General features: G+C 74.4%; 9 protein-coding genes. 4 read left to right on the top strand and 5 right to left on the bottom strand.

What is annotated here, in order from left to right; all coding sequences use genetic code 11:
- The first annotated feature begins 47 nt into the window (after positions 1–47).
- Together FOF52_RS15245 and FOF52_RS15240 are read left to right on the top strand one after the other, a co-directional pair.
- Positions 48–7,862: a non-ribosomal peptide synthetase gene (locus tag FOF52_RS15245; RefSeq protein ID WP_248590628.1), complete on the top strand. Its 7,815-nt coding sequence runs from the start codon at positions 48–50 to the stop codon at positions 7,860–7,862.
- 26 nt (positions 7,863–7,888) lie between these two features.
- Complete coding sequence (locus FOF52_RS15240) at positions 7,889–8,098, top strand: MbtH family protein (RefSeq protein WP_248590627.1); 210 nt, start codon at positions 7,889–7,891, stop codon at positions 8,096–8,098.
- 122 nt (positions 8,099–8,220) lie between these two features.
- On the opposite strand, the gene FOF52_RS15235 is transcribed toward FOF52_RS15240, so the two are convergent.
- From FOF52_RS15235 to FOF52_RS15215, 5 genes are all read right to left on the bottom strand, one after another.
- On the bottom strand, positions 8,221–9,189 hold the full coding sequence (locus FOF52_RS15235; RefSeq protein ID WP_248590626.1) for an ArsR/SmtB family transcription factor: 969 nt from the start codon (positions 9,187–9,189) through the stop codon (positions 8,221–8,223).
- A gap of 63 nt (positions 9,190–9,252) precedes the next feature.
- Positions 9,253–10,065, bottom strand: a complete 813-nt coding sequence (locus FOF52_RS15230; RefSeq protein WP_248590625.1) for an ABC transporter permease — start codon at positions 10,063–10,065, stop codon at positions 9,253–9,255.
- Positions 10,062–11,024 (bottom strand): ATP-binding cassette domain-containing protein, encoded by a 963-nt coding sequence (locus tag FOF52_RS15225; protein ID WP_248590624.1) that lies wholly within the window; start codon positions 11,022–11,024, stop codon positions 10,062–10,064. The genes FOF52_RS15230 and FOF52_RS15225 overlap by 4 nt, the downstream gene beginning before the upstream one ends.
- Positions 11,025–11,114: 90 nt before the next feature.
- Complete coding sequence (locus tag FOF52_RS15220) at positions 11,115–13,664, bottom strand: ABC transporter permease (RefSeq protein WP_248590623.1); 2,550 nt, start codon at positions 13,662–13,664, stop codon at positions 11,115–11,117.
- A 2-nt stretch (positions 13,665–13,666) separates the two neighbouring features.
- Positions 13,667–14,377 (bottom strand): ABC transporter ATP-binding protein, encoded by a 711-nt coding sequence (locus tag FOF52_RS15215; protein WP_282573513.1) that lies wholly within the window; start codon positions 14,375–14,377, stop codon positions 13,667–13,669.
- A 343-nt stretch (positions 14,378–14,720) separates the two neighbouring features.
- Between FOF52_RS15215 and FOF52_RS15210 the strand changes: the two genes are divergently transcribed.
- Together FOF52_RS15210 and FOF52_RS15205 are read left to right on the top strand one after the other, a co-directional pair.
- Positions 14,721–15,836 carry a sensor histidine kinase gene (locus FOF52_RS15210; protein WP_248590621.1) on the top strand — a complete coding sequence of 372 codons (1,116 nt, stop codon included), beginning with the start codon at positions 14,721–14,723 and terminating at the stop codon, positions 15,834–15,836.
- On the top strand, positions 15,824–16,483 hold the full coding sequence (locus tag FOF52_RS15205) for a response regulator transcription factor (protein WP_248590620.1): 660 nt from the start codon (positions 15,824–15,826) through the stop codon (positions 16,481–16,483). Before FOF52_RS15210 ends, FOF52_RS15205 begins: the two co-directional genes overlap by 13 nt.
- The last annotated feature ends 6 nt before the right edge of the window (positions 16,484–16,489 follow it).

Genomic DNA, 16,489 nt, shown 5'->3' with positions numbered 1-16,489 from the left:
ACCGCCTGTCACCGACCCACGACCCCACCAGCGGAGGAGCAGACCCCATGACCGTCGACCGCGCGACGAATCGCACCGGTCAGACCGATGCCGCGACCAGGACCCGGCTCCAGGAGGAGATGCGGCGGCGACTGGCGGCGCGGCGCGAACGCACCGCGGAGATCCCCCGGGTGTCCCGGGACGCCCCGCTGCCGCTGTCGCACGCCCAGCAGCGCCTGTGGTTCCTCGACCGGATGAACCCCGGACGCACCGACTACAACTCGGGTTTCGCCCTCGACCTGCGCGGCGGCCTCGACGAGGACGCGCTGCGCCGGGCGGCCACCGCCCTGGTCCACCGGCACGAGTCGCTGCGCACCACCTTCCACGAGGTGGACGGCGAAGGCGTCCAGGTCGTGCACGCGCCCACGGACGCGGCGGTCGACGTCGTGCCGGCACCCCCGGGAGGCGAGGAGGCCCTGCGCGCCCTCGTCGACGAGTGCTACGCCCGCCCCTTCGACCTGGAGACCGGGCCGCCGCTGCGGTTCCACGTGGTCCGCGTCGCCGCCGACCGGCACGTGCTCCTCGCGGTCATGCACCACATCGTCACCGACGGCTGGTCCATCGGCCTGCTCCGCGGCGAACTGGACCGGCTGTACACGGCGGCCGCCGCCGCCCCCGGCCTGCGGGGAGCGGACCTGCTCGCCGCCGCGTCACTGGCGGACCCTCCCCTCCAGTACGCCGACTACGCCTCCTGGCAGCGCGGCCGGCTCAGCGGCGAGCGCCACGAGCGGTCCGTCGCCTACTGGCGCGACCGGCTCGCCGGAGCCGAGCCCCTCCAGTTCCCCACCGACCGGCCCCGCCCGCCGGTGCGCGGCGGCAGCGGCGACTCGGTCTCCTTCCGAATCCCCGCCGACACCGCCGCGGCCATGGAGCAGACCGCCCGCGAGCACGGCGCGAACCTCTTCACCGTCCTGGTCGCCGGAATGCGCCTGGCCATGGCGCGCTGGACCCGCGCCGACGACGTGGTGCTCGGCACGGTCACCGCCGGCCGTGACGACCCGCGCCTGCACGACGCCGTCGGGTTCTTCGTCAACACGGTCGCGCTGCGCGGCACCGTCGACGAGCGGCTCTCCTTCGGTGAGTTCCTGGAACGCGTCCGCGACGACGTGCTCACCGACCTCGACCACGCCGGGGTGCCGTTCGACGTCGTCGTGGACGCGGTGCTGGACGAACGCGACCCGGCCGTCCCACCGCTGGTGCAGGCCGCGGTGGTGCTGCAGAACGCCGGAGGCGACGCCCCGGCCTCGCTGGGCGGCCTGGACGCCCGGCCGTTCCCGGTGCGGCGCCGCGACTCGGTGTTCGACCTGACCGCCGAGTTCCACCCCCGGGACGACGGGATCGAGGCTGCCGTCGAGTACAACACCGAGATCTTCGACCGCGCCACCGTCGAGGCGCTGACCGCGGACCTGCGTGCGGTCTTCGCCGCGGTGCGCGATCCGCGGCCGCTGCACCGGACCGGCCCCTCCCACGAGGCGGAGGGAATCCGGCCAGGAGCGCCCGCTCCCGCGCCGCGTCCCCTGCCGCACCTGTTCGCCGACGTGGTCGCCGCCCACCCCGACGCCGTCGCCGTTGTCGACGCCGAGCGTGAACTCACCTACGCGGAGCTGGCGGAACGGGTGGAGCGGCTGGCCGCGGGGCTGCGTGCGCGGGGCGTGGGCCGGGGCGACCGGGTCGGGGTGTGCCTGGAGCGGGGCGCGGACTCGGTGGTGGCGCTGCTGGCGGTGGTGCGCGCGGGGGGCGTGTACCTGCCGCTGGACCCGGCGTATCCGGGGGAGCGGCTGGAGTTCATGGTGGCGGACGCCGGGGCCCGGCTGGTGGTGGCGGACGCGCGCACCGCCGACCGGGTGCCGGACGGGACCGCGGTGCTGCGCCCGGACGAGGAGAGGACCACCGGGGAGGCCGCGCCCGCCGCCGACGGGACGGGCCTGGACGACGCGGCCTACGTCATCTACACGTCCGGTTCCACCGGGACCCCCAAGGGGGTGGTGGTGACCCACCGCGGCATCGCCGCCCTCGCCCACACCCAGGGACGGCGGATGGAGGTCGGCCCCGGAACCCGCCTGCTGCAGTTCGCCTCCCCCAGCTTCGACGCGGCCATCGCCGAGCTGGTCGTGGCCCTCCTCAACGGCGGCACCGTGGTCATGCTGCCCCGGGACCGCGTCCTCGGCGACGGACTGCCCGCCGTGCTGCGCGGGTACCGCATCACCCACGTCACCCTGCCGCCCGCGGTCCTGCCCGGCCTCTCCCCCGACGACCTGGGCCCGGTCACCGACCTGATCGTCGCGGGTGAGGCGTGCCCCGCCGAACAGGTGGCGCGGTTCGCCCCGGGACGGCGCGTGTTCAACGGCTACGGCCCCACCGAGGCGACCGTGTGCGCCACCATGAGCGCCCCCCTCAGCGGCGACACGGCACCGCCCCTCGGCGACCCGGTGGCCGGAACCCGGGTGTACGTGCTCGACGACTGGCTGCGTCCGGTGGGTGCGGGGGTGTCGGGGGAGTTGTACATCGCGGGGGAGGGGGTGGCGCGTGGGTACCACGGTCGGTCGGGGTTGACCGCGTCGCGGTTCGTGGCTGATCCCTTCGGTCCTCCCGGGGCCCGGATGTACCGGTCGGGGGATCTGGTGCGGGTGCGTGCCGACGGTGAGCTGGAGTTCCTGGGGCGTGTGGACGACCAGGTCAAGATCCGCGGGTTCCGGATCGAGCCGGGGGAGGTCGAGACCGCGCTCACCGCCCTGCCCGAGATCGCCCAGGCGGTGGTGGTCGTGGACCGCACCCCCCTCGGCAGGCGGCTGGTCGGCTACGCGGTGCCCGCGACCGACGACGCGGCCGACCCCGAACTGCTGCGGAAACGCGCCGCCGACGTGCTCCCCGACCACATGGTCCCCGCCGCGGTCGTCCCCGTCGACACGATCCCGCTGAACGCCAACGGCAAGGTGGACCGCCGCGCGCTGCCCGCCGTCGACTGGAGCGGCGGCGCCGGGTACACCGCCCCGCGCGACGACACCGAACAGCGGCTCGCCGACCTGTGGACCGACCTGCTCGGCGTGGCGGAGGTCGGCGTCCACGACGACTTCTTCCGCTCCGGAGGCGACTCGGTCGGCGCGATCCGGCTGGTCTCCCGGATCGCCGACGTCTTCGGGGTGCGCCTGCCCCCGCGCACCGTCTTCGACCGCCCCACCGTCGCCGGACTCGCGGAGGCGCTGCGCTCCGCCGGAACCGCCGGACCGGTGTCCCGTATCACCCCCGTCCCCCGGGACGGGGAGCTGCCGATGTCCGCCGCGCAGCGCCGCCTGTGGTTCCTCGACCGCTACGAGTCGGGCGGAGCCGAGTACAACTCCGGCGGCGCGCTGCGGCTGACCGGCCCCCTCGACGCCACGGCCCTGCGGACCGCGCTCGACGCGCTGGTCCACCGGCACGAGGCGCTGCGCACCACCTTCCACGACCGCGGCGGCCGCCCCGTGCAGGTGGTGCACCCGCCGGCGGGCGCGCCCCTGGAGGTCGCGGACCTGTCGGCGCACCCCGACCGGGACGCCGAACTGGAACGGCGGCTCGCCGAACAGGTGAACACGCCCTTCGAACTCGACGCGCGACCGCCCGTGCGGATGCTGCTGGCGCGGACGGCCGAAGAGGAGCACGTGCTGCTGCTCGTCCTCCACCACATCGTCACGGACGCCTGGTCGATGTCGGTGCTCACCCGCGAACTCGGCGCCCTCTACAGCGCGGCGGCCGCCCATCCCGGCGAGTCCGCCGACCGGCTGGCCGACCGCGCGGGGCTGGACCCCGCTCCCCTCCAGTACGCCGACTACGCGGTGTGGCAGGAGCGCTACCTCGACAGCGCCGAGTTCGCCGGCGGCCTGGAGCACTGGCGGGAGCACCTCGACGGCGCGGTCCCGCTGGAACTGCCCACCGACCGTCCGCGGCCCCCGGTGCGCGGCACGGCGGGCGCCACCCGGAGCTTCGAGGTGCCCGCCGACGTCCTGGCGGGGCTGCGCACGCTCGGCCGCCGCTACGACGGCACGCTGTTCATGACGCTGACCGCGGCCGTCCAGGTGCTGCTCGCCCGCTACTGCGGCCAGGACGACATCACCGTCGGCACCGTCACCTCCGGCCGCGACCGCGTCGAACTGGAGAACGTCGTCGGGTTCTTCACCAACACCCTGGCGGTGCGTACCCGCGTCGACGAGTCCGGCACCGTCGAGGACCTGCTGCGCACGGTACGCGCCACCCTGCTGGAGGCGTTCACGCACGCCGACGTCCCCTTCGAGCGGGTGGTGGAGGCGGTGGCCCCCGAACGCGACCCCTCCCGGCCCACCCTCGTGCAGGCCGCCGTGGCCCTGCAGAACGCCCCCGAGCAGCGGTGGGAGTTCGCGGGGCTGGCCGCCGTCGAGCACCCGCTGACCCGGCAGCACTCCGTGTTCGACCTCAGCGTGGACTTCGCGGAGCGCGACGGCCGGCTCCTGGGGGCCGTCGAGTACGACACCGCGCTGTTCGACCCCGGCACGATCGACCGGTTCACCGGACACCTGTGCGCGCTGCTCGCCCGGTTCGCGGCCGACCCCGGCGCCCGCCTGCGCGACCTGGACCCGCTCACCGCCGAGGAGCACGCGGCCCTGCGCGCCGCGTCCCGCGGCCCGGCCCTGGACACCGGGGACGGACACGTCCTGCACGGGCTGGCGGAGACCGCGCGCGCCCACCCCGACCGGCCCGCGCTGACCGCCGGACCGGTGACGCTCTCCTTCGGGGAGCTGGACCGCCGGGTCAACCGGCTGGCCCGCTGGCTCGCCGACCGGGGGATCGGCCCCGGCGACCGGGTCGCCCTCCTGCTGCCGCGCACCGCCGACGCCGTGACCGCGCTGTTCGCGGTGCTGCGCGCGGGCGCGGCCTACGTCCCCGTCGACCCCGCCAACCCCGCCGAACGGGTGCGCGTCATCGTCGCGCAGGCCGGACCCGCCCTCGTGCTGGCCTCCCGGGAGACCGGGGAGGGCCTGGCCGACCTGCTCGGCGACGGCACGCCCGTGGCGGTCCTCGACGACCCCGCCGTCCGGGCGGAGACGGCCGGGCGGGACGACGCGCCGGTCACCGACGCCGACCGGGTCCGCCCGCTGCTGGACGACCACCCCGCCTACGTCATGTACACCTCCGGCTCCACCGGCCTCCCCAAGGGCGTGGTGGTCACCCACCGGAACCTGCGCGGAATGGTCCACGGCTACCGCGCGGCGGTCCCCGAGACCACCGCGGACCCGGAGCTGACCGCCGCCCACCTGGCGTCCTGGTCCTTCGACGCCTCCTGGGACCCCCTGGTGTGGCTGCTGTGCGGCCACCACCTGCACGTCATCGACGAGGACACGCGGATGGACGCCGAGGCGCTGCGCCGCTACCTCCACGAGCACCGCGTCGACTACTTCGACACCACGCCGTCCTACCTGGCCCAACTCGTCGAGGCGGGCCTGCTCTCGGACGCGGCCCACCGGCCGCGGGTGCTCACCGTCGGCGCGGAGGCGCTCGACGGCGCACTCCTCGCCGCACTGAACCGCGGCGGCGTGCGGTCCGCCTACAACTTCTACGGGCCCACCGAGAACACGGTCAACAGCGTCTACTGGCCGATCCGGAAGGGGGAGCGGCCCCTCATCGGCCGTCCGATGCCGGGGGTGCGCGCCCACGTCCTGGACGCCTTCCTGCGCCCCGTACCGCCGGGGGTGCCGGGAGAGCTCTACCTGGCGGGTGAGGGCGTCGCCCGGGGCTACGACGGCCGCCCGGACCTGACCGCGCAGCGGTTCGTGGCCGACCCGTTCTCCACCGGCGGGCGGCTCTACCGCACCGGCGACGTCGTGCGCTGGACGGCCGACTGGGAGATGGAGTTCCTCGGCCGCTCCGACGACCAGGTCAAGATCCGCGGGTTCCGGGTCGAACCCGGGGAGGTGGAGGCCGCCGTCGCGGCACTGCCCGGAGTCCGCGACGCCGCCGTCGTCGTGCGGACCGACTCCCCGGGGGCCCGGCGCCTGGTCGCCTACGCGCAGGTCGACCCCGACCAGGAGGACGCGGTGGCCGACGCCGCCGAGGCGCGGACGCGGCTGCGGGAGGTGCTGCCCGACTACATGGTGCCCGCCGCGGTGGTGCTCCTCGACGAGATGCCGCTGAACGCGAACGGCAAGGTGGACCGCCGGGCACTGCCGGAGGTGGACCGGGAGGCGTTCGGCGGCGGCCACACGCCCCCGCGGACCGGGACCGAGCGGACGCTCGCCGCGATCTGGGAGGACCTGCTGGGGGTGACGGGGATCGGGGTGGAGGACAACTTCTTCGACCTGGGCGGCGACTCCATCCTCACCATCCAGATGGTCTCGCACGCCCGCCGCGCCGGACTGGCCATGACCTCCAAGGACGTCTTCCTCCACCAGACGGTCGCCGAGCTCGCCGCCGCGCTGGAGCCCACCGGGGACCGCGCCGCGGCACCGGAGGAGAGGGGGCGCCCGGTCACCGGTGAGGTGCCGCTCACCCCGATCCAGCACTGGTTCTTCGACACCCACCCCCGCGCACCGTGGCACTTCGACATGTCGCTGCTCGTGGAGCTGGCCGCGGGAACCGATCCGGCTCTGCTGGAACGGGCGGTGGCGGCGGTCGCCGACCACCACGACATGCTGCGGGCGCGGTTCGAACGGAGCGGCGGGACCTGGCGGCAGCACCTTCCCGAACCGGACGGGCCCGCGGTCGGGTTCCGGGTGGTGGACGCGGCGGGACTGGACGGCGACGGACTGGACGCCGCGGTCGCCGAGGCCGCCCGGCGGGAACGCGGCCCGTCCCGGCTCGCCGAGGAGCCCCTGATGACGGCGGTGCTGTTCGACGCGGGACCCGACCGCCGCTCCCGTCTGCTGCTGTCGGCGCACCACCTGGTCGTGGACGGCGTCTCCTGGCGGATCCTCCTGGAGGACCTGGCCGCGGCCCACGGCATGCTCGCCGACGGCCGCACCCCCGACCTGGGCGCCCGGACCACCTCCTTCCGGGACTGGGCGGTCCGCCTCGCCGAGCACACCCGCCGGGGAGGCTTCGCCGCCGAACTCGACCACTGGACGCGGGTCGCCGAGGCCGCCGCGGACCCCGCCGCCGCGCTGCCCCTGGACTTCCCCGACGGGGTCGACACCGTCGCCGCACAGGACGTCGTCACCGTCGCGCTGCCGGAGGACGCCACGGCCCGCCTGCTGCACACGGTCCCCGGCCTCCTGCGCGGCCGGATCGACGACGTGCTGCTGGCGGCGCTCGGCCGGACGCTGGCCGCGTGGAGCGGATCGCCCCGGGTGCTCGTGGAACTGGAGGGGCACGGCCGCGAGGAGCTGTTCGACGACGTCGACCTGGCGCGCACGGTCGGCTGGTTCACCACGGTCCACCCGGTCCTGCTCGACATCGACGTCGACGCCGACTGGCGGCGGACCGCGAACGCGGTCAAGCGGCGGCTGCGCGCGGTCCCCCACCGCGGGATCGGCTTCGGCGCGCTGCGGTACCTGGACACCGGGGAGCACACGGCCCCGCTCCGCGCGATGCCGCCCGTCCCCGTGTCCTTCAACTACCTGGGGCGGTTCGACGCCCTGGACGGCGCGGGCGGGCTCTACCGGCGCTTCCTGCCCGCCCCCGGACACGACCACGCGCCGCAGGAGGCGCGGACCACCGCTCTGGACGTCACCGGGAGCGTGGTCGGCGGCCGCATGGAGTTCTCCTGGACCTACTCGACGAACCTGCACCGCCGCTCGACCGTCGAGCGCCTGGCGGAGGAGTTCGCCGCAAACCTGGGCGGGTTGGCGCGCTTCGGCGCCGGCCGGCCGGGGAACCGCTGAGAGCCGACAGAGGAGAGGAACAACCGATGAGCAACCCCTTCGACGACGAGAACGGCGTCTTCCTGGTCCTGGTGAACGAGGAGGGCCAGCACTCCCTGTGGCCCGCCTTCGCGGCCGTCCCCGACGGCTGGGAGGTCGTGCTCTCCGAGAGCAGCCGGGCCGAGGCGCTGGAGTACGTGGAGCGCAACTGGACCGACCTGCGGCCCAAGAGCCTCATCGAGGCGATGGGCGGCTGAGGCCCGGTCCCGGACGGGACCACGGGGGCTTTCGCGCTCAACGGCGCGCGCGGGAGCCCCGGAGGCCGGGAGGGGGCGCGAGGCCCCCGTCCCGGCCTCCGGACACCGCCGGGGCGCCCCGGTCAGGCGGGGCGTCCCAGGAGCTGCCCGGCCTGCGGTTCGCACTTGGCACACCACATCTCCTGCGGCTGCGCCGTGGCGTTCAGCAGCGTCGTCCCCAACGCCGTGGTGAGGTGGCGCACACTGTTGCTGGCGCGTGTGGTGGTGATCAGCCCCGAGGAGCGCAGGACCGAGGTGTGCTCGCTCACCGTCGTCGCCGAGATGTGCAGTTTCCTGCTGAGCCCCAGCGTGGAGCAGCCCTGGGTCAGGGAGGCCAGCACCGCCGCCCGGGTGCGGCCCAGCAGGCGGCACAGCGCCTCGGGGACCTCGGCGGAGTCCACGGTCAGCGCGTTGACCGCCTGGCCGTGCGGGCACACCGGAAAGACCAGCAGGCAGCGCGGCGGTCTCCCGTCGCCCTTCCGCCAGGTGAACAGCCGGGGCCTGTCGGTCAGGAACACCGACGGCGTCAGCACCAGGCCCTGCCCCTCGCAGAAGACCTCGCGCTCCTCGCCGTCGTCCACGAACAGGCTCCCCGACGACCAGCGCACCCCCTCGCCGGTCGACTCCAGCAGCGCGGCGACGCCCCGCTCGGCGGAGACCCGGCGTGCGGCCCGGTAGGCGCGCGAGTGCAGCCTGCGCACACTGGGCCAGTAGCGGTGGATCCCCGACCGCAGCACCTCCGACAGCACTTCCATCGGCCCGTGCAGCCGCTTCGGCCACTGCGTGACGACGCGCGCCTGCTCCCAGTCGCCGTTCCCGTACAGCAGGGGGACCAGTTCGCCGCCGAGGGAGACGGTCCGCTCCAGGGCGGCCTGCACGTTCGGCACCGTGGCCAGCCGTCTGCGGACGTAGTGGGTCCAGCTGCCCGGACGCGGCCGGTAGGGCAGACGGTGCAGGAGCTCCGCCGCGAAGAACGCCTCGACGGCCGGGTAGGTGGCGGAGGAGAAGCGGATCCGGGCGATGTCGTCGGGAGTGAAGCGCACGGTCGACAACGGAAACGTCCTTTCGGTGTGCCGCCCCGGGCAGGGCCCGCCCGGGGCGGCGGAAGCGCGAAGTCAACGGGAGCGACGCAGGTAGGCGCGGATCGCCAGGGGGAGCAGGACGGCGTGCAGCACGGCCACGGAGACCAGGCTCGCCAGCAGCGGCCCGGTGGTCGGCCCGCCGAGCAGCAGCCCGCGCGTGGTGTCCACGAAGTGCGTGACGGGGTTGACCGCGACCCACGCGCCCAGCCACTGCGGCATGGTCTCCGGCGCGGCGAAGATGTTGCTTCCGAACGTCAGCGGCAGGATCACCGCCAAGGTGATGCCCGGAACCGCCTGCGGTGTCCTGGCGACCATCCCCACCAGTACCGACAGCCAGCACAGGGTCAGCCCGAACAGGATCACCAGAGCCACCGCGAGCAGCGCGGACAGCGGGTCGGTGCGGATCCGGAACCCCAGCAGGAACGCCAGTGCGAGCAGCACGCCGACCGCGATCGCGTAGCGCACCACGTCGCCCAGGACCGCGCCCACCAGGGGCGCGGAGCGCGCGATGGGGAGGCTGCGGAACCGGTCGAAGACCCCCCTGGTGATGTCGGTGTTGAGCGCCAGCCCGGTGCCGACGCTGGCGTAGAGGGTGATCTGCACCATCAGTCCGGGGGTGAGCTGCTGGAGGTAGTCGTGCCAGTCCCCGGCGATCGCGCCGCCGAACAGGAACACGAACACCACGAGGAACAGCACCGGCTGGATGACGGTGTCGACCAGGGTCGAGGGGGAGCGGACGACGAAGCGGATGTTGCGCCCCGCGAGGGTGAGTCCGTGGCGGACGGCGCGCACCACGCCGATCCGGCGCGGCGCGGCGGACCCCGCGGCGGTGGCGGCGGCGGTCATGCCGGGGTCCTTTCCTCGGCCTCCGCGGCGGGGCGGGCGGTCAGGGAGAGGAAGACGTCGTCGAGGCTGGGCAGCCGCAGCGCCAGCTCGTCCGCGCCGACCGTGGCCTCGTCGAGACGGCGTACCAGCGCCGACAGCAGCACCGGGTCGTCCACCGGCGTGGTGAGCAGCCCGCTCTCCTCGTCGACGCCGGGGCGCGCACCGGTCAGTTCGGTCAGGATGCGCGCGGCACGGGGGAGGTCGGCCGGGTCGGTCGGCCGCACCTGGAGGGTCTGCCCGCCCACGCGCCGCTTCAGCTCCTCGGGGCGTCCCTCGGCGACCACCCGGCCGCGGTCGATCACGGTGATCCGTTCGGCCAGCTGGTCGGCCTCCTCCAGGTACTGCGTGGTCAGCAGCACCGACGTGCCTTCCGCGGCCAGGGAGCGCACGACCTGCCACAACTGGGTGCGGCTGCGGGGGTCCAGGCCGGTCGTGGGCTCGTCCAGGAACAGCACCCGGGGGCGGCCCACGAGGCTGGACGCCAGGTCGATGCGGCGGCGCATACCGCCCGAGTAGGTCCTGATCGGCCGGGACCCCGCCTCGACCAGGTCGAACATCTCCAGCAGCTCGGTGGCGCGGGCCCGGGCCTCCCGCCGGGGAAGCTCCAGGAGCCGGCCGATCAGCACCAGGTTCTCGAAACCGGTCAGCTCCTCGTCCACCGAGGCGTACTGGCCGGTCAGCCCGATCACGCCGCGCACCAGGACCGGGTCGCGCAGCGCGTCGTACCCGGCGACGCGGACCGCCCCCGCGTCGGGGCGCAGCAGGGTCGCCAGGATGCGTACGGTCGTGGTCTTCCCGGCCCCGTTGGGGCCGAGTACGCCGATGATGGAACCGGCGGGCACCGCCAGGTCGACCCCCGCCAGGGCGGTGACCGTTCCGAACCGTTTCACCAGGCCCTCCGCCTGGACAGCGAGTGTCATCGAACACCTCCGAGGTCGTCCGGTCCCCACCCTGGCCGCCCCGCCTGACAGGCCGCTGACAGGCCGCTGACACGCCGGTGGTCCGGGCGGCTACTCGCGCAGGGCGATCACCTCCACCGGTTCGGCGCGCATCGCCAGCCGGGCGGGGAGCAGCACCGACACCAGGCCCAGCACAGCGGTGGCCGCTACCGCTCCCAGGTACACCCACGGGGGGCCGGCGGGCAGCGGCCCGCCGAGGAAGGCGAGACTCAGCACGCCCAGCGGGACCACCGCGACGGCCGTGCCCAGCAGGACGGCCACGGCCACGAACAGCAGCGCCTCCACCCACACCACGCGCATGACCTGGCCGCGCGTCAGACCGACCAGCCGCAGCAGGGCGAACTCCCGGCCACGTCCCGCCGTCGCCATGACCAGCGTGTTCACCACCGCGATGGCGAGGTAGGCGACGATCATCGCCAGGCCCGCCAGGTTGATCCAGGCCGCCAGTTCCGCTTCGGTGCGGGACGCCTCGGCGGCCTGCGCGCGGTCGGTGACCGACACCGTCGGATACTCCTCCGCCAGCCGGCCGAGAGCGGCCGCGGTCTCCTCCGGATCGCCGTCGGAACGCACCAGGAGCCGGGTGGGCGCGTCCGCGGCGGTGTGGCCGTCCAGCACCTCCAGGGGGACGGTCACCGCGGCGAAGCCCATGCCGCGCTCGTAGACCGCGACCAGGCGGAGGGTCCGCTCCGAGCCGTCGCCCAGCCACACCTCCACCTCGTCGCCCACCCGCAGGCCCATCAGGTTCGCGCTGGAGCGTTCCAGGGCGAACGTCTCGCCCTCCAGGTCGGCGAGGTCGCCGTCGACCACCTCCAGGTCGACGGTCGCGGCCGGGTCCGCGCCGCGCAGTCCCCGGGCCGGACAGGTCGCGAGGTCCACGTCGTCGAAGACGCGGTAGGGGACGAACACCGTGGTGTCGACCAGTTCCGTGACGGCGGCGACGCCGGGGGCGGAGCGGACCGCGTCCACCACCTCGGGGGCCAGGCCGCCCGAGGCGGTGTCGGCGACCACCAGGTCGGCGACGAGCGCCCGGTCGGCCTGCTCCTGCGCGGTCGCGGCCACGACGCTCTGGGAGTACACCAGGGTCACCGTGAAGCCGAGCGCCAGCGCCAGGGGGGTCACCGACGCGTTCAGCCTCCGCAGGCCCGCCTCGGTGGCGGCCGCGGCGAGGAAGCCGCTGACCCGCGACCGGCGCAGCAGGGCGGCGGCGGGGGCGAGGAGGCGGCGCAGCAGGAACGGCCCCAGCAGCGCGACGCCGACCACCAGCAGCAGCGCCGCGCTCCCGGTACCGGCCGCGCCGAGCTCGCCGCGCACCGTGACGGGGACCATCGCGGTGCTCAGCCCCAGGACCAGGAAGACCAGGCCCACCGTCCGTCGCCACCGGGGCGTGTCCCGGGGCGGCGACGCCGACTCACGCAGTGCCTCGACCGGGCCGGCCACGGCTGGACGGACCGCCGCGGCCAGCCCGCCCGCCGCGGCGGCCAGCGCGGTCAGCGCCACCGAGGCCAGCACGGGCAGGGGGGAGAAGGCGAGGGGCAGGTCGGCCGGCAGGGCCCCGAGACGGACGAACAGCCCGCGCGCGAATTCGGCGAGACCGAATCCGGCGCAGGAGCCGAGGACGCCGCCGACCAGCGCCACCAGCAGGGCCTCGGAGGCGACCAGGCGGAGGATCTGGCCGGGGGTGGAGCCGAGCGTGCGCAGCACCGCGAACTCGCGGCGGCGCTGGTCGACGGAGAGCCCCAGGGTGGTGCCGACCACGAGCACGACGACCAGCAGGGCGGTGCCGCCGAAGGCGGAGGACACCAGCACGAGCAGGCTGCGCGAGGCTCCGACGTCGGCGAACTCCAGCGCACCGGAGTCGGCTCCCTCCCGCACGGTGAGCGGGGTGTCCGCCGCGTGCGCCACCGCCTCGGCGAGCGCTTCGGGATCGGCGCCGTCCGCGGCGATCACTCCGACCGCGTCGAAGTGCCCGGCGTGTCCCGAGAGCCGCCCGGCCTCCCGGTCGGTGAAGTAGACCGGGCTGGTGCGCGGGAACGCCACGCCTCCGGCGGGGGAGGAGATCCCGCTCACCCGGTAGAGCGACGGCACCGACCGGACGGTGATCTCGACGTCGTCGCCGACACCCAGCCCGGCCGCCGCCGCGGTGCCGGCGTCCAGGACGACCTCGGAGTCCGACTCCGGGGCGCGGCCGTCGACCAGTTCGAGCGGGGTGAGGGCGGCCGATCCCCAGCCGTGGCCGGACACGGCGGCGGGGCGCGTCGCGGAGCCGGGCGCGCGCACCGCCGCCGCCACCCGGTAGTCGCCGACGGCCGAGTCCACCCCGGGCAGCTTTGCGATCGCCGCGCGGACCTCCTCGGACAGGGTGACCGGTTCGGGGAGGCGCACCTCGGTGGTGACGTCCCCTCCGGGCGGGCGCAGCGACCGCTGCGCGCCGACCACCAGGGTCGCTCCCGCGTAGCGCTCGGAGGCGACCGTCGCGCGCAGGCCCGACTCCAGCAGCACTCCCGAAGCGGTCAGGACCGCGGCCCCGCACAGCAGCGCGACGAACGCGCCGACGAACGCGGCTCTGCTCCTGCGCAGGGTCTGCCAGGCGATCCGCAGCATGCTCACTCCTCCCCGAGTCGGGCCATGCGCTCGGCCACGGCCTCGGCGGTGGGGGACTCCAGCCGTTCCACCAGGCGTCCGTCGGCGAGGAAGAGCACGCTCTGGGCGTAGGAGGCGGCCACCGGGTCGTGCGTCACCATGAGGACGGTCTGGCCCAGCTCGGTCACGATGTCGCGCAGCAGGGCGAGGACCTGCCGGCCGGTCCGGGAGTCGAGGGCGCCGGTGGGCTCGTCGGCGAGGACCAGGTCGGGGCGGGTGATCAGGGCACGCGCGATCGCCACGCGCTGCTGCTGGCCGCCGGAGAGTTCGGAGGGCCGGTGGCGCAGGCGGTCCGCGATCCCGACCCGGGAGACGACCTGCTCGCTCCACGCGCGGTCCAGCGGAAGACCGCCGATCCGCAGCGGCAGGGTGATGTTGTCCTGCACGTCCAGCGCGTTGAGCAGGTTGTAGGCCTGGAAGACGAACCCGGTCCGCTCGCGCCGCAGCCGGGTCAGGCGGGCCTCGCGCATCCCGGACAGGGGAGTGCCGCCGAGCCACACCTCTCCGCGGGTGGGCCGGTCCAGTCCGGCCGCGCAGTGCAGCAGGGTGCTCTTGCCCGAACCGGACGGCCCCATTACCGCAGTGAAAGTGCCTCTGGCAAGCCTTACGGAAATATCCTGAAGAGCATCCACCCGGCCCTCTCCGGTGCCGTAGGTCCGGTAAACTCCCTCCATTCTCAGTGCGCTGTCAGAATTCGATTCAGTTTCCTTCCGGATGTGGTCCCGGAAGCCGATTCCCGTCACTCCGTGTTCTCCCGGATCACTTGTCATCAGACGTGACTGTCTGCATAATCGTCGTGACGGTACCATAGGCCGTTAAACCGTGCTCTGTGCTTTTTTCGGGGGCAGTGGTGGGGAGACGGAAAGAACGGTGGAAACATTTTCGGGTGTCCGGATCCGCAATTGTTTCCCACGGGGGGAAGCGGCTGTACCAACCGCGCGCAGGGTCGGGAGAAGCCTGCGGTACCTGGCCTCGTGCCATCTCGGCGCGCTCGCCGGGTGGCCGCTGATCTGCGGGGTGCTCCTCGCCCAGGGGCTGTCCGTGATCGTGGTCGGGATTCCGCTGGGCCGGTTCTTCCGCGGCATCGTGAAAAGGGTCGCCGAACGTGACCGCCGTCTCGCCGCGGAATTCCTCGGCAGGGGGACCGAAACGGTCCGTCCCGACGGGATCCGACCACCCGCGGACTTTCGCCCCTGGCGGGAACTCTGCTGGATCGCGGTGAACGCCGCCGTCGGGCTGCCGGCCGGATTCTTCGCGCTCGTCCTCATTGTCGGCGCGGCCGTCTCCCTGACGACCCCGCTGTGGTGGTGGGCGCTTCCCGAGGGAATCGCCGTCAATCCGGTCGGGCAGCCGGTCGAGTCCTGGTCCACGGCGCTGCTGACCCCCGTCGGCGGCCTCGGCTACGTCGCGGCGCTCGTCCTGGCCGTCCCGCGCATGGCCGAACTCCACGCCCGCACCGCCCACGGGCTGCTCACCGCCGTCGGCAGGGCCGGGGTCGCCGCGCGCCTGGCCGAGGTGACCGCCTCCAGGAGCGAGGCGCTGGAGGCGCACGGCGCCGAGCTGCGCCGCATCGAACGCGACCTGCACGACGGTACGCAGAACCGGCTGGTCGCCGTACGCATGCACCTCGGCCTGGTGGAGCGGATGCTGCACACCGACCCGGACCGGGCCGCGGAACTGATCCGGACCGCCCGGGGAGCCGCCGACGACGCGCTCGCCGAACTGCGGCAGGTCGTCCGCAGCATCTATCCGCCGATCCTCGCCGACCGCGGACTGGCCAGCGCGGTCTCCGCGCTGGCCGCACGCTGCCCCCTCCCGTGCACCGTCGAGACCGCCGGCCTGTCCCGGGCCCCCGCCGCGCTGGAGGCCACCGCCTACTTCGTCGTCGCCGAAGCCCTCACGAACGCGGTCAAGCACGCCGACGCGGCACACGTCCGGGTCGAGCTGCGCGGGACCGGCACGGCCCTGCACATCGAGGTCACCGACGACGGGAAGGGCGGCGCCTCCGAGGAGGACGGGACCGGCCTGGTCGGGATACGGCGCAGAGTGGCCGCCTTCGACGGGCGGACAGAAGTGGTCAGCCCCGCCGGGGGGCCGACAGTGATCCGGGTGGTGTTGCCGTGCGCGTCCTGATCGCCGAGGACGACACCCTGCTGCGCCAGGGACTCGTCCTGCTGCTGGAGACCGAGGGGTTCGAGGTCGTCGGAGCGGCCTCCGACCTCCCGGAGTTCTGGGGCATGGTCGAGGAGCGCGACCCCGACGTGGTCGTGGTCGACGTGCGGCTGCCCCCCGACTTCCGCGACGAGGGACTGCGGGCCGCCGCCGCGCTCCGGCGCGCCCGCCCCGGCTTCCCCGTGCTGGTCCTCTCGGCGCACGTCGAGGAGGGCTACGCGGCGGAACTGCTGGGCGACGACGCCGGGGGCATCGGCTACCTGCTCAAGGACCGGGTCGGAGACATCACCGAGTTCATGGGGGCGCTGCGCCGCGTCGCCGCGGGCGGCACCGCCCTGGATCCCGAGGTGATCTCCCAACTGCTCAACCGGCAGCACGCCGCCGACGACCCGCTGGCCTCCCTCACCGCCCGCGAACGCGAGGTCCTGGCGCTGATGGCCGAAGGGCACGACAACACCCGCATCAGCGGCCTGCTCGGGCTGTCCGGGGCCGCGGTCAGCAAGCACATCGGCAACATCTTCACCAAGCTGGGCCTGAACTCCACCACCACCGGGCACCGGCGGGTCCTGGCGGTCCTGGCCTTCCTGCGGCGGGAGAGCGTCTGCTGAACCCGT

It is taken from the genome of Thermobifida alba, assembly GCF_023208015.1.
Lineage (GTDB): Bacteria > Actinomycetota > Actinomycetes > Streptosporangiales > Streptosporangiaceae > Thermobifida > Thermobifida alba.
Note: the sequence above shows the minus strand (reverse complement) of the source record. Positions and strands in the feature narration are given on the sequence as shown.